At 40.3% G+C, this 23365-nt stretch carries 18 protein-coding genes and 1 other annotated feature; of the genes, 11 read left to right on the forward strand and 7 right to left on the reverse strand.

From position 1 onward, the window contains the following. Positions 1–146: 146 nt before the first annotated feature. On the reverse strand, positions 147–407 hold the full coding sequence (locus IGJ49_RS01915) for a metal-sensitive transcriptional regulator (RefSeq protein WP_010736403.1): 261 nt from the start codon (positions 405–407) through the stop codon (positions 147–149). A 171-nt stretch (positions 408–578) separates the two neighbouring features. Here IGJ49_RS01915 and IGJ49_RS01920 point away from each other — a divergent pair, with 171 nt between their 5' ends. From IGJ49_RS01920 to nagE, 4 genes are all read left to right on the forward strand, one after another. Further along, on the forward strand, positions 579–890 hold the full coding sequence (locus IGJ49_RS01920) for a rhodanese-like domain-containing protein (protein WP_010736402.1): 312 nt from the start codon (positions 579–581) through the stop codon (positions 888–890). A 3-nt stretch (positions 891–893) separates the two neighbouring features. Further along, positions 894–2549, forward strand: a complete 1656-nt coding sequence (locus IGJ49_RS01925) for an FAD-dependent oxidoreductase (RefSeq protein ID WP_349520914.1) — start codon at positions 894–896, stop codon at positions 2547–2549. Positions 2550–2787: 238 nt separating this feature from the next. After that, on the forward strand, positions 2788–3570 hold the full coding sequence (locus tag IGJ49_RS01930; protein WP_375152058.1) for a hypothetical protein: 783 nt from the start codon (positions 2788–2790) through the stop codon (positions 3568–3570). A gap of 271 nt (positions 3571–3841) precedes the next feature. After that, on the forward strand, positions 3842–5836 hold the full coding sequence (gene nagE / locus IGJ49_RS01935; RefSeq protein WP_438722240.1) for an N-acetylglucosamine-specific PTS transporter subunit IIBC: 1995 nt from the start codon (positions 3842–3844) through the stop codon (positions 5834–5836). Between the two features lie 76 nt (positions 5837–5912). Here the strand turns inward: nagE and IGJ49_RS01940 are convergent, their stop codons facing one another. After that, the gene (locus IGJ49_RS01940; protein ID WP_010736398.1) at positions 5913–6233 is read right to left on the reverse strand and encodes a heavy metal-binding domain-containing protein; all 321 of its coding nucleotides are present in this window, start codon (positions 6231–6233) and stop codon (positions 5913–5915) included. Positions 6234–6426: 193 nt separating this feature from the next. On the opposite strand from IGJ49_RS01940, the gene dhaM reads away from it, so the two are divergent. From dhaM to dhaL, 3 genes are read left to right on the forward strand one after another with little or no spacing between them, the layout of a single operon-like run. After that, positions 6427–6825 carry a dihydroxyacetone kinase phosphoryl donor subunit DhaM gene (dhaM, locus tag IGJ49_RS01945; RefSeq protein WP_010736397.1) on the forward strand — a complete coding sequence of 133 codons (399 nt, stop codon included), beginning with the start codon at positions 6427–6429 and terminating at the stop codon, positions 6823–6825. A 1-nt stretch (position 6826) separates the two neighbouring features. Further along, entirely contained in the window at positions 6827–7810 is a 984-nt protein-coding gene (gene dhaK / locus IGJ49_RS01950) for a dihydroxyacetone kinase subunit DhaK (protein ID WP_375152060.1), read from the forward strand. A 14-nt stretch (positions 7811–7824) separates the two neighbouring features. Further along, on the forward strand, positions 7825–8430 hold the full coding sequence (dhaL, locus tag IGJ49_RS01955; protein WP_010736395.1) for a dihydroxyacetone kinase subunit DhaL: 606 nt from the start codon (positions 7825–7827) through the stop codon (positions 8428–8430). A 144-nt stretch (positions 8431–8574) separates the two neighbouring features. Here dhaL and IGJ49_RS01960 read toward each other — a convergent pair whose 3' ends face one another. Further along, positions 8575–9729: a hypothetical protein gene (locus IGJ49_RS01960; RefSeq protein ID WP_438722241.1), complete on the reverse strand. Its 1155-nt coding sequence runs from the start codon at positions 9727–9729 to the stop codon at positions 8575–8577. 293 nt (positions 9730–10022) lie between these two features. Continuing rightward, positions 10023–10226: a binding site (T-box leader), on the forward strand. Between the two features lie 96 nt (positions 10227–10322). Here IGJ49_RS01960 and tyrS point away from each other — a divergent pair. The 3 genes from tyrS (at position 10323) to tyrP (ending at position 15407) form a co-directional block, all read left to right on the forward strand. After that, positions 10323–11579, forward strand: a complete 1257-nt coding sequence (tyrS, locus tag IGJ49_RS01965) for a tyrosine--tRNA ligase (protein ID WP_010736393.1) — start codon at positions 10323–10325, stop codon at positions 11577–11579. A gap of 290 nt (positions 11580–11869) precedes the next feature. Continuing rightward, positions 11870–13744 carry a tyrosine decarboxylase gene (gene tdc / locus IGJ49_RS01970; protein WP_438722242.1) on the forward strand — a complete coding sequence of 625 codons (1875 nt, stop codon included), beginning with the start codon at positions 11870–11872 and terminating at the stop codon, positions 13742–13744. Positions 13745–13988: 244 nt separating this feature from the next. Next, a complete protein-coding gene (gene tyrP, locus IGJ49_RS01975) occupies positions 13989–15407 on the forward strand; it encodes a tyrosine-tyramine antiporter (RefSeq protein ID WP_062805731.1) in 1419 nt (472 codons plus the stop codon). A gap of 466 nt (positions 15408–15873) precedes the next feature. Here the strand turns inward: tyrP and IGJ49_RS01980 are convergent, their stop codons facing one another. The 4 genes from IGJ49_RS01980 to IGJ49_RS01995 all read right to left on the reverse strand — a co-directional run bounded on the left by IGJ49_RS01980 (position 15874) and on the right by IGJ49_RS01995 (position 20910). Further along, on the reverse strand, positions 15874–16890 hold the full coding sequence (locus IGJ49_RS01980) for a LacI family DNA-binding transcriptional regulator (RefSeq protein WP_438722243.1): 1017 nt from the start codon (positions 16888–16890) through the stop codon (positions 15874–15876). Between the two features lie 64 nt (positions 16891–16954). Further along, the gene (locus tag IGJ49_RS01985) at positions 16955–17965 is read right to left on the reverse strand and encodes an aldose epimerase family protein (protein WP_438722244.1); all 1011 of its coding nucleotides are present in this window, start codon (positions 17963–17965) and stop codon (positions 16955–16957) included. Continuing rightward, positions 17958–18623 (reverse strand): beta-phosphoglucomutase, encoded by a 666-nt coding sequence (pgmB, locus tag IGJ49_RS01990; protein WP_010736387.1) that lies wholly within the window; start codon positions 18621–18623, stop codon positions 17958–17960. Before pgmB ends, IGJ49_RS01985 begins: the two co-directional genes overlap by 8 nt. Further along, entirely contained in the window at positions 18616–20910 is a 2295-nt protein-coding gene (locus IGJ49_RS01995; RefSeq protein ID WP_438722245.1) for a glycoside hydrolase family 65 protein, read from the reverse strand. Before IGJ49_RS01995 ends, pgmB begins: the two co-directional genes overlap by 8 nt. Before the next feature lie 283 nt (positions 20911–21193). Between IGJ49_RS01995 and IGJ49_RS02000 the strand changes: the two genes are divergently transcribed. Further along, the gene (locus IGJ49_RS02000; RefSeq protein WP_071866599.1) at positions 21194–23356 is read left to right on the forward strand and encodes a PTS transporter subunit IIBC; all 2163 of its coding nucleotides are present in this window, start codon (positions 21194–21196) and stop codon (positions 23354–23356) included. Positions 23357–23365: the final 9 nt, after the last annotated feature.

Below are 23365 nucleotides of genomic sequence, written 5' to 3' on the forward strand. Positions count from 1 at the left end.
GAAACATTGAGCTATAAGAAATAAGGCATCATCCACGAAAATTGTTTTTCAAATTTTTGTGGATGATGCCTTATTTTTCAAAGAGGTTCCATTTGTTTCCACCGTTTATTCGGTTTTAAGTAGTGCGAGATAGAAACTTGCTGCGTTTATTTTTTGATGATCATATTGATGGCTTGTTCCATTTTTTTTGCTTGTTCCTCCACACTGTTTTCTGGATGCTCCAAGCAGTTTTTTAAATTTTCGGCAACGATCATCCCCATGACACGATCAATACTCGAACGAACAGCGCTTAATTGTGTAATGATATCCATGCACTCTTTTTCCTCGTCAATCATTTTTTGGATACCACGAATTTGTCCTTCTGTACGTCTCAAGCGATTTAGAATTGTTTTGTTGTCAATAGTCATCATAGAACCTCCCACTCTTTTTTTGCAAATAATACCCTATATAGGTATTATTTGCAAATGAAAACTGCAACTTTTTGAAATTAAAAGTTTTAATGGTTGACATAATCACATTTATCGTGTTGAATATACCCCTGTAGGTATATTTTTCTAAAAAAAGAGGAGAGAATGAAAATGGGATTATTTCAACTTAGTCAATCAATAACAGTAAAGGATTTGCAAGATAAATTAAAAGAAAACATCCAATTGATCGATGTTAGAACACCGTCTGAATACCGAGGTGGGCATATTAAGCAAGCGGAAAATATTCCTTTACACCGTATTAGTACGTATAATGGGGATAAACAAGCACCAGTATACGTTATTTGTCAGTCAGGAATGCGTAGTAAGCAAGCGACGAAAGAATTAAAAAATCTTGGTTATCAGGCAATCAATATTCGTGGCGGGATGAATCAATGGTTTGGGGAAAAGATTGGAGGAAGATAAAAAATGAAATTTGTGATAATTGGCGGTGTTGCTGGAGGGATGTCTGCGGCCACTCGTTTAAGACGACTGCAAGAAGATGCAGAAATCGTTGTTTTTGAAAAAGGGCCCAATGTTTCTTTTGCTAATTGTGGCCTTCCTTACTATCTTTCTGGTGAAATCGATGAAAGAGAAAAGCTCTTGATCCAAACACCTGAAAGTTTAGCTGCACGCTTTCGTCTGGACGTTCGAGTGGAGCATGAAGTCACAGCGATTTTTCCAGAAACAAAAGAAGTGGAAGTTTCTCATGGAGGGGAATCCCGCAAAGAAACGTATGATGCCCTTTTGCTTTCTCCAGGAGCTAAACCCTTTATACCTGAGATCACAGGCTTGTCTGAGGCAAAAAATGTATTTACTGTGAGAAATGTTCCAGATGTTGATGCTATCATGGGAAAATTAGAGGAACAACCTCGTAAAGCGGTAGTTATTGGCGCCGGTTTTATTGGGATCGAAGTAGCAGAAAATCTAAAAAAGCGTGGATTGGATGTAACGATCGTCGAACGGACTCCGCAAGTCGTACCGACGTTGGATGAAGAGATGGCTTCTTTTGTACAAAAAGAATTAGAAAATAATGATGTTCAAGTTTTAACACATTGTGCTGTTACTAGTTTTGAAGAACAAGGAAACATGCTTCGTCTAGAAAATGGCGAAATGTTAGAGTCAGATTTGACGATTCTTTCGGTGGGAGTCCAACCAGATAGTCGCTTAGCTGAGATGGCAGGTTTAACGTTGGGATTACGTGGCGGTATCGTTGTGGATGAGCATTATCAAACGAGTGATTCGGCAATCTTTGCAGTAGGAGATGCGATTGTCGTGAAACATCAAATCACGAAGGAACCTGCATTGATTTCTTTAGCTTCGCCTGCGAATCGACAAGGACGACAAGCTGCTGATAACATGGCTGGGCGGCCACGCCTGAATCAAGGCAGCCTTGGAACGGCTATTGTTCGAGCATTTGGTCAGACAGCTGCCTCCACAGGTATCACTGAACGACAAGCAAAAAAAGCAGGTTTATCTTTTCAAGTCCTCCATGCTTCAGGTAAAGATCATGCTGGCTATTACCCTGGTGCAACGGACTTGTTGTTGAAATTGATCTTCCATCCGGAAACTGGGGAAATCTATGGAGCTCAAGGAATCGGTCAAAAAGGGATAGATAAACGAATCGATATTCTTGCGACAGCCATTAAAGGGCATTTGACAGTCTTCGACCTGCCAGAGTTAGAACTGACTTATGCACCGCCTTTTGGTTCAGCGAAAGATCCAGTAAATATGCTAGGCTATATTGCGATGAATGTCATCGAAGGATTGAGTGAGATGATACAGTGGCATGAATTGCCAGAAGAATTAGCACATGGGAAACAATTGCTTGATGTTCGGAATAAAGAAGAGTGGCAGAATGGTTATTTCCCAGAGGCCATTCATATTCCTTTATCTGAATTACGTCAACGATTGGGCGAATTGGATAAAGAGCAAGAATATATCGTCAGTTGTCATAGTGGATTACGTAGCTACTTAGCAGAAAGAATCTTGAAACAAGCGGGATTCACTGTGAAAAATTTAGATGGCGCTTTTTCTCTGTACCAAGCCGTCAGACCAGATGAATTATGCTATCCTCAAGGGTAGAACTTGAGGGTGTGACCGACGAGCTTTGTAAGGGAAGTAGTAAGCTTGGATGATCGTTTTTCTATTTTTAGAACTTGGCGCTTTTTTAGGCTATTTTTTTGAAGGATAGGAGCTGACGAATGACAAAACTCCAACCTTTCATCGATACAACTAGACAGAATACGTCAATTGTTTATAGGCGATTCCTCAGTTTTTTTCTATAATGAACAACTAGTGAAAATGAAAGGGGATGGCAGAGATGCACAAAATGAAAAAAGTACTTTTTGCTGCACTGATCGCCAGCAGTTTCTTTCTTTGTCAGACAGTCAGGGCAGATTCAAGTCAGCCACCATCAGAAACCAGTGAGTCACAGATCCAGGAGAGTCAGGAGCCACTAGACTCGTCACGTACACCTCCTAACGAAGCTGATCCATCAGATTCGACTCGCTGGGAGAAGTTGGAGCAACAACGTAAAGAATTGGAAGATACGTTGGAACAAGCGAAACAACAACTTATCGAAAAACAAAAGGAAATCGATCAAACAGTGAACGATTTAGCAAATCAAGCAGTGAGTGATCGCGATGAGTTAGCTGAGAAAATAGCTGAAGAGCGAGAAAAAGCCGAATTAGCAAAACAAAAAATAGCATCTGCGACCCAACGGGCAACCGAAGTACAAACGGAATTGCAAGATTTAGCAACGTCTACGGTTGCGTCAGTGGATCAGACACAAGCGGATATTCAAGCAGCTCGTACGGAAATCCATGAAAAAGCAGCAGAAGCTCAAGCGGCAATGGCCGATTTCGAAGTAAGAAAAGCGGATTTGTCTGCCAGTATCGAAAGAATCAAGGCGACCTTACATTCCGCCGGAAAACGGTCGGTAGAAGCGGGGACAGTTACTAAAACAGAAACAAAAGTAGTGGAAGAACAACCCGCGAAGACATTACCAAAAACGGACGATCGCCGGTCAATTTATTTGTCAGTGATCGGTAGCTTGTGCTTGCTGGTTGTTTTTGTCGGTGCTGTGTATCAAAAAAGAGTTTGAGAGTGACATCTCAAACTCTTTTTTTGTTGTTTGAAAATAACGGATTGATTATTGGTCTATATTTATTTTAAAAAATAAATGGTTGGATAATAGATTTTTCCGTTCGTTTTCGTTGCTTTTACTGGTTTTTTAAATGTATTCAATCAATGCTTCCTATTTTTTTTTGATAAATGGTATACTCGTTTTATTGTTTTTAGATATTTTCTAGAAAATTTACAAAAATAACGATAAACGCTCTTTCACGAGCGGAGAGAAAATAGGAGTGGAAAGAATGAAAGCATATATGCAACGAATGGGTCGCTCATTGATGTTGCCAGTAGCAGTCTTACCAGCGGCTTCTTTACTGGTTGGTCTTGCGAATTGGTTCGTAGGAGTAGGCATCAGTAATGCGGGAACGACCTTCTTAATGAATGCGGGGCTAGCGATTCTTAACCATCTTGCCTTATTGTTTGCGGTGGGTTTGGCATTGGGAATGTCAAAAGACAAAGATGGATCAGCTGCTTTGGCAGGATTGGTCGCTTACTTGATCCCTCAAACCGTTTTATCTGCGGATTCAGTACAAGGATTATTGCATCTGGGAGATCTCGCTGAAGTCAATCCGGCTTTCAATACAATGGATAACAATGTATTTGTTGGAATCGTGGCAGGATTAGTCGCTGCTGCGATGTATAATCGGTTTAGCCAAGTGAAATTACCTATGGCCTTATCATTTTTTAGTGGGAAACGCTTAGTTCCGATCATGTCTGCCTTGAGCATGTTGGTTATTTCTTCGATATTATTATTTATTTGGCCAACTGTTTATGATGTACTGGTTTCCTTTGGGAAGGGGATTTCTCAATTAGGGTTTGTCGGTGCAGGACTATACGGTTTCTTAAATCGTTTATTGATTCCAATAGGCTTACATCATGCACTGAATTCTGTTTTTTGGTTCGATGTGGCAGGTATCAATGATATTGGAAACTTTTTAGCTGGACAACAAGCGTTAGATAGTGGAAAAGCAATAATTGGGCAAACCGGTATGTATCAAGCTGGGTTTTTCCCAGTCATGATGTTCGGTTTACCTGCTGGGGCCTTTGCTATTTATCAAAGTGCACGTCCAGAAAAGAAAAAACAAGTCGCTTCTTTGATGCTAGCAGCCGGTTTTGCTGCGTTCTTTACAGGTGTGACTGAACCATTAGAATTTTCATTTATGTTTGTGGCGTGGCCGTTGTATGTTATCCATGCCATTTTTACAGGAATTTCATTAGCAATCAGTGCCTTTTTCCATTGGACAGCTGGTTTTGCTTTTAGCGCTGGTTTTGTGGATTACTTTTTGTCGTTGCAGAATCCAGTCGCCAATCAACCATTGATGTTGCTCGTTCAAGGAGTATTTTTTGCAGCTATCTATTATTTTGGCTTCCGCTTTGCCATCAACAAGTTCAATTTGATGACACCAGGAAGAGAAACAGAAATTGGCGAAGAGACACCTGATATTGCTACGGGAACTAATGAATTTAGCCAACTAGCTGCGGTGATCTATGATGCACTCGGTGGAAAAGAAAATGTAAAAGCAATCGATAATTGTACGACACGCTTGCGTCTACAGGTAAAAGACACAGCAAAAGTAAATCAAGAAGCGATTAAACAAACTGGTGTCCCAGGGGTAAAAGTAATTGATCAAACAAATATTCAAGTCATTGTAGGCACACAGGTCCAATTTGTAGCAGACGAAATGACGAAACTCCAACAAGGTAGTAAGGTAGCGCAAGAGACCGCTCAATCAATTTCTCACCAAGATGTGCCTGTTTCTGCTTCAAAGACAAGTAAGGAAACATTTGAACTCTATGCACCGGCGCTCGGTAAAATCATTCCGATCACTGAAGTCGGCGATCCTGTTTTTGCAGAAAAAATGTTGGGTGATGGCTATGCAGTCCTGCCGGAAGCAAAAGAAATATTTGCACCAATCAGTGGAACGATCACTAGTATATTTCCAACGAAACATGCACTGGGGATCGAAACAGATAATGGGCTTGAAGTGTTGGTGCATATGGGAATCAACACGGTTGATTTACAAGGAGAACCCTTCACACTTTATGTCAAACAAGCACAACGAGTGGAACGAGGTCAATTATTGGCAGTTGTTGACTTAGCGATGCTAGAAAAAGTAGGCAAACAAACAGATATGATCGTTGTATTTACAAATAGTGAGAAAGTTGAAAGTCTAACCATTGAAAAAAGACCGCTGGTTGAGGCGAATGAGGTGATTGGACAAGTCCAGTCATTGTGAAGCGTGTGTGAGTAAAAAACGAGTGGAGGCCCTAGAAATTTGGCGGGTCTTCACTCGTTTATTTGTTTTGATTTTATTAAACCAATCGAACAGCCGTCCCGCTACAAGTGACCATCAACATCCCATTATCTGAACCTAAGACTTCATAATCCATCTTCATCCCGATGATCGCATTTGCGCCAAGTGCTTCTGCGCGTTGCGCCATTTCAGCTAATGCTTCTTCTCTTGCTGTCAATAATTCCCCTTCATAACTTTTTGAGCGTCCGCCAAAAACGTTACGAATCCCTGCACCTAAATCTTTTAAGACGTTGATTCCCGTAATGACTTCACCAAAAACAATTCCCTCATAAGACTCAATGACTTGATGTTCTACGCTATTTGTTGTTGTAATGATCATTTTGATCACTCCTTTCTTTAAGGAAAGTATAGCAAATATCTCTTTTTAGTCCTATCTTTATCTTCACATAAATAAAAAAACTATCGTTCATTATATCGCATTATTTCCATTACCCATAGGAGTTGATATATACTTAATACAGTATAAAGAAAACCTTTACAAAAAGGGTGCTAAACTGAAGGAGGGGAATTCGTTGAAGAAAAGTATCTTATTGCTTTCTCATAGTAAGAAGGTCACAGACGGCATCAAAGAGATGATTGAACAAATGCAACAAACCGATGACGTAGAAGTATTATCACTTGGCGGAATCGAAGAGGGAGAACTCGGTTCTGATCCGATGAAGATCGTTGATGCCGTCAATCAATCAGCCGATTCAGCTGCTTATTTTGTCTTTGCTGATCTTGGTAGCGCAGTGATGAATTCAGAATTGGCAAAAGATTTATTGGAGGAAGCCCAACAAAAAAACTACTACTTGGTGGATGCCCCCTTAGTAGAAGGAGCCTTTGCAGCTGCTATTACAGCAGGGACAACCGACAATATCGAACAAATCATAGAAGAAGCACGACAAGCAGGGAAGAAAGGGTGGATGTAAATTGAAAAAAATCATGAACGAACCTGGGGATATCGTAGAAGAAATGCTAGAAGGGATCGTAAAGAGTTATCCAGAGCTAGTACATCGTGTAGAAGATTCTCGTGTAATTGCGAAAAATCAGTTGAACGAACAAGTCGGGTTAGTTTCTGGAGGTGGTAGTGGACATGAACCAGCTCACGCAGGTTTTGTTGGAGATGGTATGTTAAGTGCAGCAGTTTTGGGGGATGTTTTTACCTCACCGACACCTGATCAAATCCAACTAGCGATCAAAGAAGCGGACCAAGGACAAGGTGTGTTATTGATCATCAAAAACTATACTGGAGATATATTGAATTTTGAAATGGCAAAAGAGTTAGCTGCTATGGATGAAATTGACGTCGAAGAAGTAGTGGTCGATGATGACATCGCGGTAGAAAACAGCACGTATACGGCAGGGAAGCGTGGCGTAGCGGGGACTATTCTTGTCCATAAGATTTTAGGAGATGCTGCCAAAAATGGCGCGAGCTTGACTCGACTGAAGGAATTAGGAGAGCGAGTGGTTGCTGCGACCAAAACAATTGGTGTCGCATTACGGGCTGCGACTGTCCCAGAAGTAGGGAAGCCTGGCTTTGACCTAAATGAAGACGAAATCGAATACGGTGTAGGGATTCATGGCGAACCAGGTTATCGTCGAGAAAAACTGCAACCCTCTAAATTGTTAGCGAAAGAGTTAGTCACGAAAATTTTGAGTGAATATACTGAAAAACCAAAAGAAGTCGGTGTCTTAGTGAATGGGATGGGTGGTACACCATTGATGGAACAATTTGTATTCATGAATGATGTGTTGACGTTGTTGAATGAAGAACAGGTGGATGTTACTTTCCATAAAGTCGGTGATTTGATGACTTCATTGGATATGCAGGGACTATCATTAACAATGGTTGACTTAACAGAAACCACTTGGAAAGAAGCTTTAACAAGTCACGTAGAAACGATTGCATGGTAAAGGATGATGAAAAAATGAAGTTGACGGTAAAAGAGATCCAAGCTTGGCTTAACCGCTTTGCTGAAGAGATCAAAGAGAAAAAAGCGTACCTAAGTGATTTAGATACCCCCATTGGCGATGGGGATCATGGGAATAATATGGGAAGAGGTGTGACAGCCTATGAAGCAGCTTTTCAACAGGAGGCACCTGACACTATCAGTGATACCTTCAAGATGTTTTCTATGGCAATGATTTCCAAAGTAGGAGGCGCCTCGGGTCCTCTTTACGGTTCTGCGTTTATGAATTTGATGAAAGCAACAAAAGGAGTAGAGCAGATCGATTCACAAGAACAATTAGGTGAGTTCATCCGTGAAGGAGCGAACGGCATCCAAGCAAGAGGAAAAGCGGAACAAGAAGATAAAACCATGTTAGATGTTTGGTTCCCTGTAGCTGAAGCACTAACCGCAGGGAATCTTACGAAAGAAGTAATTGAGCAGGCAAAAGAACACACAGCAGGATTAGTCGCGAAAAAAGGACGTGCTTCTTATTTAGGTGAACGTTCAATCGGACATATTGATCCTGGTGCGGCATCTAGTGCCATCTTGTTTACTACGTTATTAGAAATAATCGACGAAATATAAAAAAAGTTGGATAGAAGGATCTAACCTCGATAAATCAGGCGCCATCCACAGTGGTTTTAACCTTATGTGGATGACGCCTTTTTTAAAACCATTATTTTTTGGTCCGTCCTTTATCCTGTTTAAGGTGAGACAAGTGGTTGTTTGTTAGATATTCCCAATGCCACCGCCCAATTCTGGACGATTGATTTCATCAACCACTGAGACTGTTACCGTTTTTTCGACTCTTGGATCTTCTGTTACGCCAAATGTCACGGCAAATTCGCCAGTTTTGTTTGCTTCAATCGAGGAATGCTTCACGTAAACATTTGCCTTTTGCCCAAGGAGAGTCACGGCATTTGCGCCGGTTGCTTGGATCAGTGAGAGGTCATCCGTTTGACCTAACTGGACAGTTGCATCGAATGCTTGCAAAAAGAATCTGGAAGGAACGTAGTTATCCGAAGTGACGGTAAGATTGACAGTTTTAGTAAATAAACTTGAGTCTCCTTTGAGACCGAATGTAACAGTGTAATTTCCTGGCTCAAACTTGATTGTGGAGTGTTTGATTTCTACAGGCAAGGAATGTCCTAAAATATCAGTTGCCTTGGCATCAGTCATGATGATCAACGTTTGTTCGTCCAATTGGTCGATCGAGACAGTAGCATCCGATGCGTCGACAAAGTAAAGATTTTCTTGCTCGTTCCCTGCGTCATTAGTAACTGTGACTTGGACTGTCTTACGGATCTTTGGTTCTTCTTTGATCCCTAAAACGATTTGATACGTACCAGGGGTATCATTCACTACATTTGATTTCTTGATCACAACATCTACTGGAGAGCCGCCAGAAGTCAGCGCTTGCGCATTTGTTGCTTGAAGGATAGCTGCTTCATCTACTTGCCCCACCGGAACCGTTGCATCCTCAGCAGTTAATTTATAAATACCATAAGTCGGACAGTCTTCAAGTTTATCGACGACAGTGACTGTGATCTCTTTTTCTACTGAAGACATGATGGTCGTGCCGATCGTTGCTTGATAGATGCCTGGAGTGTCTTGTACATTGGCTGACTTGATGATCGGAGGGACTTCTACGCCAATTGAATTTGTGATGCGGGCATGAGAGGCTGTTAAAATATTCTCGTTAGACGTTTCGCCAACTTCCAATACAACATTTGACCCACTAATGGCAAAGGCGCCAATGAAGTCAGTTTCGCCAGCTGTTGGATGTATTTCCTCAGCGCCGACAGGTTGAGAGACATTCAAGCATGAGACTGCACATAAAATCGCACTAGCAGATAAAGCAATTTTCAAAATCATCGATTTCATTTTTATTCCTTCTTTCTAAAATAATTTTTAATACCTATAACAATATAACAGCTGTTTGAGTTATTAACGTAACGACAATTATGTAATTAAAGAAAAAATGGTGCGTGCAATAAGAAGAACATTTTTCAACAGATTGAGCAATGGAATCAATAAAGGCTTCTTCAATTCAATCGATTTCCGCTTAGTTCAAGATTAAAAAACGATGTTATTTTTTGTCGTTCGAATGATCAAGAAAAATTTTTTTGTTGACAAAAAAAACAGTGCGTTCTAAGATAGGAGATAGATGAATAAGGAATTAGACGATGAATAAAACGAAGTAGTGGATAAAGCCAATGTTTCAGAAAGCTAGTGGTTGCTGTGAACTAGTACATGCTTTAGCGCGAATTACATTTTAGGAGTCTATGGCATGAAGCCACGCGACAGCGTTAAATGTTAGAGAGATATGTTTGGAAAACAAACATATAATTTGGGTGGTACCGCGAATTTTCGTCCCTTGACTTGATTGTCAAGGGATTTTTTTGTTGTCTGCCCGGTAATAAATGACATGCTGGCAGGGACCTGCTTTCATAAAAAAAGATATGGAGGGAAATGTTATGAATATTATTGATGAATTAACTTGGCGTGATGCCATTAACCAACAAACCAACGAAGAAAGACTTCGCGAGCTTGTTGAAGAAAAGAGTATCTCGCTTTACTGTGGTGTCGATCCAACAGGAGATTCGATGCATATTGGGCATTTGATCCCTTTCATGATGATGAAAAGATTCCAATTAGCAGGGCATCATCCATACATCCTGATTGGTGGAGGAACTGGAACGATCGGTGATCCAAGTGGACGGACAAGCGAACGTGTTTTACAAACGATGGAACAAGTCCAACATAATGTGGATGCATTATCGAACCAAATGCGCAAACTTTTTGGGAAAGATGCCAATATTACATTTGTGAACAACTATGACTGGTTATCAAATATTTCTTTATTAGAATTTTTAAGAGACTACGGAAAAAACTTCAACATCAATACGATGTTAGCGAAAGATATCGTGGCAAGTCGTTTGGAAGTCGGAATTTCATTTACCGAATTTACTTACCAAATCTTGCAATCGATCGACTTCTTGCACTTACACAGAACATACGATGTGCAATTACAGATCGGTGGAGCTGACCAATGGGGAAACATCACTGCTGGTTTAGATCTGATTCGTAAATTGGAGGGACCAGAAGCGGAAGCCTTTGGGTTGACGATCCCATTAATGCTAAAAGCAGATGGAACAAAGTTCGGAAAAACTGCCGGTGGTGCAATCTGGCTAGACCCTGAAAAAACATCCCCTTACGAATTCTACCAATTCTGGTTGAATCAAGATGATCGGGATGTTGTGAAATACTTGAAATTCTTTACTTTCTTATCACAAGAAGAAATCAATGAATTAGCGAAAAAAGTGGAGACAGAACCTGAAAAACGTGAAGCACAACGCCGTTTGGCAGAAGAAGTGACACGTTTTGTCCACAGCGAAGAAGACTTACAAGAAGCGCAAAAAATCACAGCTGCATTGTTCTCTGGAAATATCAAAGAACTAAATGCGTCAGAAATCGAACAAGGCTTTGGAAACATGCCGAATGTAGAGATTTCAAGTACCCCTGAAAATATCGTGGAACTACTTGTTTCCACAAAAATCGAGCCATCAAAACGTCAAGCGCGTGAAGATGTGTCGAACGGAGCTATAAGTATTAACGGTGATCGCGTAACCGATTTAAATTTTGTCATTGATCCAGCTACAGAATTTGATGGTAAATTCGTAGTGATCAGAAAAGGGAAAAAACGCTACTTTTTGGCCAAAGTAGTTGATTAGAATTTAGTAATTTTTTACCTTGTAAAAGGTCTATTCCATTACAAAATTCCAATTTTTGAAACTTATCCTAATAGTTACGCCGGTTGTCGTTAATACAATCATGAGGAGAGAATTTACATTTGTAAATTCCCTCCTTTTTTTAATTTTTATCAATTGTACCAACAATTCAAACAATTAAAAACATTAAAATGAAATGAGAAAAATAGGAAAAGTGATATTTACAGAAATAAAAAACAGGTGTAATCTAAGCCTCGACAAAATTTAAAAAATTATTTTAGGAGGGTTTCTAAATGGAATCAAAGGTAAATGATTTAAATTTGAATGCACTATTCATTGGAGACAAAGCAGAGAATGGCCAAATCTATAAAGCTTTGTTAAATGAATTAGTGGACGAGCACTTAGGATGGCGTCAAAATTATATGCCACAAGATATGCCGATCATTACGCCGGAAGAAAAAAGCAGTGAAAGCTTCGCGCACACGATCAATAAAACAAAAGACGTGTTAGCTGAAATCTCTACGCGGATGCGTACACACTCTGTCCCATGGCATAATGCAGGTCGTTATTGGGGTCATATGAACTCTGAAACATTGATGCCATCATTATTAGCCTATAATTTTGCGATGCTATGGAATGGAAATAACGTCGCATATGAATCTTCTCCAGCAACAAGTCAAATGGAAGAAGAAGTCGGAATGGAATTTGCTACATTGATGGGGTACAAAAATGGCTGGGGCCATATCGTTGCAGATGGCTCATTAGCAAATTTAGAAGGTCTTTGGTATGCGCGCAACATCAAATCATTGCCACTTGCAATGAAAGAAGTGGCACCTGAATTGGTTTCAGGTCAAACAGATTGGGAATTGATGAATCTTTCAACTCGGGAAATCATTGATCTGTTAGATCAAGTGCCAGAAAAAATCGATGAGATCAAAGCACATTCTGCACGCAGTGGAAAACATCTTCAACAATTAGGTAAATGGTTAGTCCCACAAACAAAACACTATTCATGGTTGAAAGCAGCAGACATCATTGGTGTCGGACTAGATCAAGTGATTCCAGTGCCTGTGGATCACAACTACCGCATGGACATCAAGGAACTTGAAACAATCATTCGTGAATTGGCTGCTGAACAAACACCGGTTTTAGGTGTCGTTGGTGTCGTTGGTTCTACTGAAGAAGGGGCAATCGATGAAATCGATAAAATCGTTGAATTACGTCGCAAGCTAGAAAAAGAAGGCATTTATTTCTACCTACACGTAGATGCAGCTTATGGTGGTTACGGACGTGCGATCTTCCTTGATGAGAACAATGAATTCATCCCATTTGATCAATTAAAAGAAGTACACGCAAAACATCATGTCTTCACAGAAAATAAAGATTATCTTTTAGAAGAAGTACACCGTGCATATCAAGCAATTGAAGAAGCAGAATCAGTGACGATTGATCCACATAAAATGGGCTATGTTCCTTACTCTGCTGGAGGTATCGTGATCCAAGACATTCGTATGCGTGATGTGATCTCTTACTTTGCAACCTATGTATTTGAAAAAGGAGCAGATATCCCAGCATTGCTTGGTGCCTATATTTTGGAAGGATCAAAAGCCGGAGCAACTGCCGCAAGTGTTTGGGCAGCGCATCACGTACTACCGCTTAATGTGACTGGTTATGGTAAATTGATGGGAGCATCGATTGAAGGCGCACATCGTTTCTTCCACTTCTTGAACAATTTAACCTTCAAAGTGGGCGATAAAGAAATCGAAGTTCATCCATTGACTTATCCAGATTTCAATATGGTTGATTATGTATTCAAAGAAAAAGGGAATGACGATCTGATAGCGATGAATCAGTTGAACCATGATGTGTATGACTATTCTTCTTATGTCAAAGGAAGCATCTATGGCAATGAATTCTTGACATCTCATACAGACTTTGCAATTCCAGATTATGGCAATAGCCCACTTCAATTTGTAAAACAATTAGGATTTACAGAGGAAGAATGGGAACGTGCTGGAAAAGTCACAGTCTTACGTGCCAGTGTCATGACGCCGTATATGAATAAAGCAGAACATTTTGAAGAATATGCAGAAAAAATCAAAGCAGCGCTTCAAAGTAAATTAGAAAAAATCTATGCAGATCAGTTAGTGGCAAACGAAACAAAATAAACGTAAATATTATGATGAGTGAAGAGAAAGCAAGTAGAATGAGCGCTCATTTCTCGTTCGAAACGAATAAAGAATGAGCCTCCTTTCTCTTATCAAATCTTTCATGTTGGAGTGCCTTTGAAGCTTGATGATCCAAGCAAAAAATACTCAAAGCGCAAGTTGACCATACGTTTGCTTTTATTTGCTGTTAATGAAAAGTTTCAAAGACACGCCTATTTATTTCTTAATAAGGAGAGTGTCAAAATTGAGTAAAGCTCAAGTAAGTAAAATGGGGCTAGGGACATTCATTGGTTTGACCATGGCGCTATGTGCCACTGTTCGTAGTATCCCAACATTGTCAGCTGTTGGTTGGACATTGATTTTTTACACGATTTTTGCCGTCTTGTTTTTTGCTGGACCCATTTCAATGATTTCTGGTGAATTATCAACGATGCTGCCGCAAGAAGGAGGCCCGCAACTTTGGGTCAAAACAGCTCTAGGTAGTAAATGGGGATTTGTCGTTGCATGGTTGCTTTGGGTGCAAATGTTCCCAGGAATGGTCATGGTCGCTTCTACCTTAGGTCCATTGTTAGGGAATACGTTTGGGAACGCCGCTCTTGGCAACAATCACTACTTCGTTTTAGGGTGTATCTTGGTCATTTACTGGATCATCACCTTGCTCAACTTGAAGTTTGACATGGCGAAAGTTGGTGGGAATATTGGTGTTTGGTTGGGTGTTTATATTCCTGTGGTGATCATGTTTGTTTTGGGGATATTAGCGTTTTTCAAAGTGGGACTTGTTTCAAACGGCTATTTGGGGGATTTTTCATGGTCGAAAGCATTGCCTGATCTACAACACAGTGATTCATTGAAATATTTGGCGGGGATCACATTTATTTTTGTGGGAATCGAAATGAGCTCAGTGTATATGCCTCGTTTGAAAGATGCAACGAAGAACTATACTAAAGGGGTCTTTATTGCATTGATCGGACTAGTTTTATTGAATGTCATCAACGCCTTGTTTGTTGCAAATGTCGTACCAGAAGGAAGAATGGAATTGGCAAACATCACACAACCAGTATTGATCTATTGTGATATTTTAGGATTGCCAACGATCATCGGTAATATCTTCAGCTTTATGGTCTTTATTGGTGTGTTATTACAATTGTCTGCTTGGGTAACTGGACCTTCTAAAACGATCATCCAAGTAGCACGTGAAGGATTCTTGCCACCAAAATTTGGCTTCCATAAAGAAAATGAATATGGTGTTTCAAGAAATGTGGTATTGACGCAATCAGTAGTTATTTCCCTCTTTGCGTTACTTTATGGCGTCATGGATGATGTAAGTGCGGTCTTTCTTACATTGACGAATGCAACAACAGTGATTTATTGCATCGTATATCTCTTGATCGCCATATCTTTAGTGAAAATGAGAAATAGCCATCCAGAATTGCCTCGTCCTTATCGAATCGGTAAAAAAGGAAATGGCTTTGCGTGGCTGGTTAGCTGTATGCTGATGTTGGCAATTATCGCCGTTGTTGTTTCAACGTTAGGAACTTCAACATTAGCGGATGCATTGCTTGTTGCGGTCATCGCAATCGTGATGTTCGTTATTCCGCTGATCATCAATCGCGTGAAGAAAGCAACTTGGTTGACTGAAGTTGAAGCAGACTTAAAAGAATAGTGGGGGGACTCCCTCTTAGAGAATATAAAACAACGAGGTTGTGACAGAAGTGTTCAGCTCCGAGAAATAAGCGTGAAGGAGTTACTTCTGGAACACCGTTTATTCGGTTCTAGGGGATGCAAGATAACTCATATCCTGGGCTCGTTGTTTTTCTTAAAAAATCAAGAGCAAAAAATAGAGCCGTCTCAACTTTTGGCGAAGTAGACGTGCTCTAATGCTCTATCGATGCTATCTGCTTTGAACGGACTACATGGGGCATGTTAATGCATGCCTCTTTAACCACATTTTAAGAGATTTTTAGAAAGAATAGAAGAGATTTCTTTTTTTGCTTATTTCTAGTTAAATACAAATGTGGACTTATCGTTAGTGGATCAGTTGATTACTAGTAAAATAAATAGCAAAGTATCTTTTGTCCGAAGACAAGATGCTTTGCTATTTTTGTTTGATTTGCCTAGGAATGGATGCCCTATTCTTCTTTCAATGGAACGACCGTTTCGCGTTTGATCAAACGATGGGGGATCACTAAACGTACACCATTGCTAACTTCTTCATGGATCAGTTCTTGTAATTTTTGCATCGCGACTCGACCTAACTCAGAGATATCGATGTCGATACTTGTTAAGTAAGGATGCATCAATGTAGAAAAAATCGAGTTATTGAAGCTGATCATCGAAAGGGTTTCCGGGATGATATAGCCATACATTTGGGCGAGTTGCATCGTGCGTAAAGCAAAAATATCATCGATAACAACTAGCGCTGTCGCTTTAGCTTTTTTTAAGATCGTGTCAAAATCCAAGTAATCTTCAGCATGTTCCAAGGTCACACTTGGATGGGCGTTCAGTCCTGCTAACATCATCGCTTTTTGATAACCGAAATAGCGTTCAAAGTATAAACTTTCATGTGTTGTATTGGTCACGAAAAGAATATTTTTATGGCCATTATCGATCAAAAATTCGGTGGCTTGCTTTCCTAACAGTTGATTGTCGTTATCAATGTAGATGATTTCGTTCTCATGATGGTATGGTTGTCCGATCAGTGTGAACGGAATCTGTTGTTCATAAAGATAATCGATGACTGGATCGTCACTATCGGAGTAGACTAGGATAAAACCATCAACTTGTTTTTGTAAATGCATCCGCTGAACGTTCTCTAATAAGACGTCGAAACTTTTTGCGGTAGCAATGGCTGTTGTCACACCGTGATGTCGTGCTTCTTCGTTGATTGCTTCCATGATTTCTAAATAAAACGGGTTGCCAAGACGCTCTTTGGAATCGAGTGGTGGAAGAATGACACCTACAGCGCTTGATACACGTTTACCAAGATTTCTCGCTGTGATATTGGGGACATATCCTAGTTCATCCATGATTTTTCGTACTTTCTTTTTCGTTGTTTCGGAAATACTTGGATGGTCGTTGATCACGCGAGAAACAGTAGATGTCGCTACGCCTGCTTTTTTTGCAACATCTTTCACTGTAATTGCCATAAGTTAAATCACCTTTCTTTTTCATCGTCCATCGTCTTGTTGAAACCAAGTTAAATAAAACTGGTTAAGTGAATGTACTAAATTCATAAGTTGTTTGGCTGACACGTTCTTGTCCAGGGCGTAGCGTAATCGAGCCAAACTCCGGGAAATGAACGATATCTGGTATTTCTTGTGGTTCGATCGCTAAGCCAAAATGAGAATGCATGTTTTGACCGTTGATCTGTAAATCTGCATCGAACCCAGTTGTAGAAAATAATACCATACTTTTGTTCGTAGTTGCTATATTCATTTGGCGACTGGAAGCTTCTTCTGATAAAGTTAAGCTATTTTTGGTGAGTTTAGGCGTATTTAATAAAAAAACGTCATCAAGACCTGAAGGATACTTGGATAAAATCTCTGTCAGTGTATTTGGTTCTTGAAAATTGATGGGTAAGTCCGCTTTGTCTAGTGTTTCCCCTGTAGGTAATTTGTCATGATCCAAAAGTAACAAGCTATCTAATTGAATCTGGAGTTGATGGGAATCAATATCACGTTTTCCATTTCCAGATAGATTGAAATAGGCATGGTTTGTCGGGTTGCAAATCGTTTCTACTACACTGTTAGCTTTAGTGATCATCACTAGTCTATTTCCTTCTAATTGATAGGTCACAGTCGCGGTGATTGGTCCAGGATAACCTGAAAATGTATCTTTTAAATAAAAGACGACACCCACTGCTTGAGGTGATTTGAATACTTCTACCTCCCAAAACTGAAAGGACCAGCCGTTTGTTCCGCCGTGGATATGATGGTTGCCATTATTTTTTTCTAGTTGGTGAGGGCCCCATTCACCATTTCTGATCCTACCTGCCACTGGACCAACCGTTGCACCGAAAAAACTATAATCAGATAAAACATCTTGAAGATTGTCGTAAGAGAGTAAGATATTTTCCATTTGTCCAAATCTATCTGCTGTGAATATTTGATGCAAGCGAGCGCCATAATTGAGAAGAACGACTTCTAGCTCGTCGTTCTTCAATGTGATTTTTTTTAGATTTGTTTGTTTGATGGGGAGGACAGAGATGCTTGGTTCAGACATCTTTGCGCCAAACGTGTTGTAGATAGTCGAGTGTTAACGAAGACGTATCAGCGACGATCGGAATGTCCTCCCCAAGATCTTCCTTGCGTCCAACTCCTACAGGATAAGCACCACTTGCGATGATCGCTTGGATGCCTGCTTTTGCATCTTCAATACCTAAACAATCAGTCGCCTCGAATCCGATTTCTTTGGCTGCTAATAAAAAGATATCAGGGGCGGGTTTGCCACTTGCTACTTTGCTAGGATCAGCAATCGCATCAAAGTAATCTGTTAGTTGCATTTTATCTAGTAATAATGGTCCGTTTTTACTAGCAGAAGCCAAGGCGATCTTGATGCCAGCTTTCTTTAATTCTGTTAATAAAGGAACAATACCCGGAAATACGTCTGTTGGCGTGATTTCTTGGATCATTTCTAGATAATACTCATTTTTACGTTTAGCTAAAGCAGCGAATTCTTCGTTTGAAAAGTCATTTTCTTTCTTGCCATAAGCAAGAAGCAATGTTAATGAATCTTCTCGGCTGACTCCTTTTAATTGTTCGTTGAAATTTCGGTCGATTGAAATCCCGATTTCTTCACCAAGTTTTTTCCAGGCGCGATAATGGAATTCTGCTGTGTCGGTGATGACACCGTCTAAATCAAATAGGACACCTTTAAACATGTGCATCGTCCTTTCTTAATGGAATCGTCAATTGATCTGTTAGCTCTTGTGCTTGTCCATACACAGTCAATTCCAGTGCCTCACCATTCAGTAATGTAAAGGTGACTTGTTCATCAGAAACAGCGATGAAAATCAAGCGACCGCGGTAATTGATATGGAAAGAATAGGCATTCCATGTGTTTGGTAAAAATGGTGCAAAAGATAATTCGCCATGGGCGGTTTTCATTTGTGCAAAACCTTGAACGATCGCTAGCCAACTACCTGTCATTGACGTGATGTGCAAACCATCTTCCGTATCATTGTTATAGTTATCCAAATCTAAGCGAGCAGTACGTTGGTACATTTCGACCGCTTTTTCTTCCAAGCCAAGTTCAGCAGCTAAAATCGCGTGGATACTTGGAGAAAGAGAAGATTCGTGAACGGTCATCGGCTCATAGAAATCAAAGTTCCGCTGTTTTTCTTCTTTGGTAAATTCTTCATTGAAAAAATAGATGCCTTGTAACACATCCGCTTGTTTAATGAAGCAAGAACGCAAGATCTTATCCCAAGACCATTTTTGGTTCAATGGCAATTCGCTAAGTGGTAAATCCGAAACTGGCATCAAATCTTTGTCTAGGAATGTATCATGTTGGACAAAAATTCCTTGTTCCTCATCGATCGGGTAGTACATGTTTTCGACAATATCTGCCCATTTTGCTAATTCTTCTTCGCTGATTTCAATTGTTGTTTCTTCTTTGAACGCTAAATAATTTTCACGAGTATAACGAAGGACCCAAGCAGCAATCGTGTTCGTGTACCAATTGTTATTGATATTGTTTTCGTATTCATTTGGACCAGTCACGCCGTGGATCATATACTTGTTTTGACGTTTGGAGTAATGGACACGATCCGCCCAGAAACGAGCAATCTCAGCCAATACTTCAAGTCCTTCATTTTTCAGATAAGAGGTATCGCCGGTATAATTTGTATAATTGTAGATCGCGTAAGCAATCGCACCGTTACGATGGATCTCTTCAAAGGTGATTTCCCACTCATTGTGGCACTCGACACCTGTAAAGGTCACCATTGGATAAAGCGCGCCTTTCAATCCTTGTTGTTGGGCATTGTGGATGGCTTGTGGTAACTGATTGTGACGGTATTTCAATAAATTTTTTGTGACTTCTGGGTCAGCTAATGCTAGATATAATGGCACGGCGTAAGCTTCTGTGTCCCAGTATGTCGCACCACCGTATTTTTCGCCAGTGAAGCCTTTTGGTCCAATGTTCAACCGTTCGTCTTCTCCGTAATAAGTAGAGAACAATTGGAAAAGATTGAAACGGATGCCTTGTTGCGCTTCATCGTCGCCTTCGATCACTACGTCAGCCAATTCCCAACGTTTTGCCCAAGCAGTCGTTTGTTCTTTTTTGGCTTCATCATAATGAGTAGTTAACTGATCAAATTCATCCATAAGTGTTGCCACTTGTTGTGCTTCAGGGATATCACGACTTGTCAAAATCAAGACTTCTTTATCCACGACCACAGGATCATTTGGTGTTAAATCATACGAGAATACACCTTGTAACGCTAATGTTTGTTCTTCAAATATGGGTGTTGTTTCTTTGCCGTTGATAAAATGACGCATGCCTGCAGTGACGGTGAATTGCTCAATGTCAAATGCATTAGGAATGGTTTTCGTTGTCAAATAACCGATTGAGTCTTTTGTGCCACGGTCGGTCTGATTCCAGAAATGCTCATCGTAGTTACTATCTTCATTTTGGACATTTCCATCCAGTTTCGAAACAAATTTTACAGTGGCAGAGCCGGCGATCAATTCAACCTTTACACGAATATAAGCCGCTTCGCTTTTAACAATACTCAAGAAACGTTCAAATGAGAAACGGACTTTATTTGTAGCTGTCGTAATCGTAAACTGACGAGACAAGACCCCGTTTCTCATATCTAATTCCCAAGAGAAATTTTCTGGATCTAGTGAAGCTAAGTCAATCAATTGGTCGTTGATGTAAATATCCATTGCAATAAAGTTGACTGCATTGATGACTTTTCCAAAGTATTCAGGATAGCCGTTTTTCCACCAACCTACACGAGTTTTGTCAGGGTACCAGATACCGGCTAAATAAGTGCCTTGGTGATGATCGCCAGAGTACGTTTCTTCGAAGTTTCCACGCATTCCCATGTAGCCGTTCCCAATACTTGTCAATGACTCTTGTAAACGTAAGTTTTCTTTATCTAATGTTGTCGTGCTGATTTTCCAAGGGTCGATCTGGAATAAGCGTTTGATTTGTTTCATGATTCTCCTCCTAAATGTTTCATTTCTTAGGTTTATAATAAACGCAACCGGTTGCGTCAGTCAATAGTAAACTGATAAATACTCAATCTTTTTTATTGGCGAACACTTCGCAAGAGGATAGAAAGCATCATTGCCCTAATATTTCTTTATAGTTCTTATTATATTAGCTGTATCATACTTTTGGATAAAAAATAAATAAAATAAAAATAAAGCATTTACAAAAAAAGGAATTACCTCTATAATACGGATTAACGAAACCGATTGCGTAAAGGAGAGATAGAAATTGAAGAAAATGTTTAGTTTTGATTTTTGGCAGAAATTTGGAAAGGCTTTAATGGTCGTTGTAGCAGTTATGCCAGCTGCTGGTTTAATGATCAGTATCGGGAAATCGATCCCATTGATCAACCCGAACATGGCAGCACTTGTCACTACGGGTGGCGTTCTTGAAAGTATTGGTTGGGCAATTATTGGGAACTTGCATTTATTATTTGCATTAGCGATAGGTGGTAGTTGGGCAAAAGAACGAGCAGGTGGTGCATTCGCTGCCGGAATCTCGTTTGTTTTGATCAATCGGATCACAGGAGCAATCTTCGGGGTCACAACAGAGATGTTAGCAAACGAAGACGCCTTCACACATACGTTGTTCGGTACACGAATCATGGTGAAAGGATTCTTTACGAGTGTCTTAGAAGCTCCTGCATTGAACATGGGGGTATTCGTAGGGATCATCGCTGGGTTCGTCGGTGCGATGGCTTATAACAAATACTATAACTACCGTAAATTACCAGATGCACTTTCTTTCTTTAATGGGAAACGATTTGTTCCTTTTGTAGTGATTCTTTGGTCAACGATCGTAGCTCTTATTTTGGCAGCAGTTTGGCCAGCTATTCAAGCAGGAATCAACAACTTTGGTTTATGGATTGCACAATCGCAAGATAGCGCACCAATTTTAGCACCATTTTTATATGGAACATTAGAACGGTTATTACTACCTTTTGGTTTACACCACATGTTGACGATTCCAATCAACTATACGCAATTAGGTGGAACATATGAGATTTTATCTGGCGCACAAGCCGGTACACAAGTATTTGGTCAAGATCCACTATGGTTAGCTTGGGCAACTGACTTAGTGAACCTGCGAGGTGCAGGAGACATGGCACAGTATGAATTCGTCTTGAACAATTGGACACCGGCACGTTTCAAAGTCGGTCAAATGATTGGTTCTTCTGGTATTTTGATGGGGATGGCGCTTGCGATGTATCGCAATGTCGATCCAGACAAAAAAGCAAAATACAAATCCATGTATTTCTCAGCTGCTTTAGCTGTCTTTTTAACAGGGGTAACAGAACCACTAGAATTTATGTTTATGTTTGCGGCAGTTCCACTGTATGCAATCTATGCAGTGATCCAAGGAGCAGCTTTTGCGATGGCGGATATCTTACCGTTGCGTGTCCACTCCTTCGGGAATATCGAATTATTGACGCGAACACCATTAGGGATCAAAGCAGGACTTGGCGGCGATTTGATCAACTTCGTCATCTGTGTCATTCTCTTTGGCGTAGTCACTTATTTCTTAGCAAACTTCTTGATCAAGAAATTCAACTTTGCGACACCAGGACGTAACGGGAACTATGATAGTGACAGTGAAGAAACAACCACTGGCACGACAACAGGAGCGGCGGATCAACAAATTATCCAAATCATCCATTTATTAGGTGGAAAAGAAAATATCAAAGACGTGGATGCTTGTATGACGCGTTTACGTGTAACAGTGGCAGATCGAGGTAGAGTTGGTTCAGAAGACGCGTGGAAACGTGCTGGCGCAATGGGCTTGATCGTCAAAGACAATGGTGTCCAAGCAGTTTATGGGCCAAAAGCAGATGTGTTAAAATCAGATATTGAAGATTTGTTGCAATCAGGCGCAGATATTCCTGAACCACAAATCAAAGAAGTCGTGATGGAAAAAGAAACAGCGACAGCAGCATTAGGGATCGAAAAAGAATTGTACGCAGTAGCCAAAGGAGAAGTGATTGCTTTAGCAGCGGTCAATGATCCAGTATTCTCACAAAAAATGATGGGTGACGGTTTTGCAGTCATTCCTGAAACAGATACGATCACTGCTCCAGTAGCGGGTAAAATCGTTAGCGTATTCCCAACGAAACACGCCATCGGGATGGAAACAGCTGAAGGCGCAGAAGTACTGATCCACATGGGAATCGATACTGTCCAAATGGCGCAACCCGCATTTGAAGTATCTGTGAAAGAAGGACAAGAAGTCACACCAGGCATGCCGATTGCACGCATGGATCTTGCAAAAGTCAAAGAACAAGGAAAAGATACAACGATCATGGTTGTTTTCACGGATGATAAAGTGAAAGAAATTGCGATCACTACACTTGGTTCTGTTGAAATGGGTACAGAAATCGGAAAAATCAAGCTATAATAAATAAAA

The sequence above is a fragment of the Enterococcus sp. AZ171 genome (assembly GCF_051714005.1).
Taxonomy (GTDB): domain Bacteria; phylum Bacillota; class Bacilli; order Lactobacillales; family Enterococcaceae; genus Enterococcus_B; species Enterococcus_B pernyi.

Bases quoted from the DNA above. Each gene is read 5' to 3' on its own strand.
- IGJ49_RS01915 (WP_010736403.1), bottom strand. From the start codon at position 407: ATGACTATTGACAACAAAACAATTCTAAATCGCTTGAGACGTACAGAA.
- IGJ49_RS01920 (WP_010736402.1), top strand. From the start codon at position 579: ATGGGATTATTTCAACTTAGTCAATCAATAACAGTAAAGGATTTGCAA.
- IGJ49_RS01925 (WP_349520914.1), top strand. From the start codon at position 894: ATGAAATTTGTGATAATTGGCGGTGTTGCTGGAGGGATGTCTGCGGCC.
- IGJ49_RS01930 (WP_375152058.1), top strand. From the start codon at position 2,788: ATGCACAAAATGAAAAAAGTACTTTTTGCTGCACTGATCGCCAGCAGT.
- nagE (WP_438722240.1), top strand. From the start codon at position 3,842: ATGAAAGCATATATGCAACGAATGGGTCGCTCATTGATGTTGCCAGTA.
- IGJ49_RS01940 (WP_010736398.1), bottom strand. From the start codon at position 6,233: ATGATCATTACAACAACAAATAGCGTAGAACATCAAGTCATTGAGTCT.
- dhaL (WP_010736395.1), top strand. From the start codon at position 7,825: ATGAAGTTGACGGTAAAAGAGATCCAAGCTTGGCTTAACCGCTTTGCT.
- IGJ49_RS01960 (WP_438722241.1), bottom strand. From the start codon at position 9,729: ATGAAATCGATGATTTTGAAAATTGCTTTATCTGCTAGTGCGATTTTA.
- tyrS (WP_010736393.1), top strand. From the start codon at position 10,323: ATGAATATTATTGATGAATTAACTTGGCGTGATGCCATTAACCAACAA.
- tdc (WP_438722242.1), top strand. From the start codon at position 11,870: ATGGAATCAAAGGTAAATGATTTAAATTTGAATGCACTATTCATTGGA.
- IGJ49_RS01980 (WP_438722243.1), bottom strand. From the start codon at position 16,890: ATGGCAATTACAGTGAAAGATGTTGCAAAAAAAGCAGGCGTAGCGACA.
- IGJ49_RS01985 (WP_438722244.1), bottom strand. From the start codon at position 17,965: ATGTCTGAACCAAGCATCTCTGTCCTCCCCATCAAACAAACAAATCTA.
- pgmB (WP_010736387.1), bottom strand. From the start codon at position 18,623: ATGTTTAAAGGTGTCCTATTTGATTTAGACGGTGTCATCACCGACACA.
- IGJ49_RS01995 (WP_438722245.1), bottom strand. From the start codon at position 20,910: ATGAAACAAATCAAACGCTTATTCCAGATCGACCCTTGGAAAATCAGC.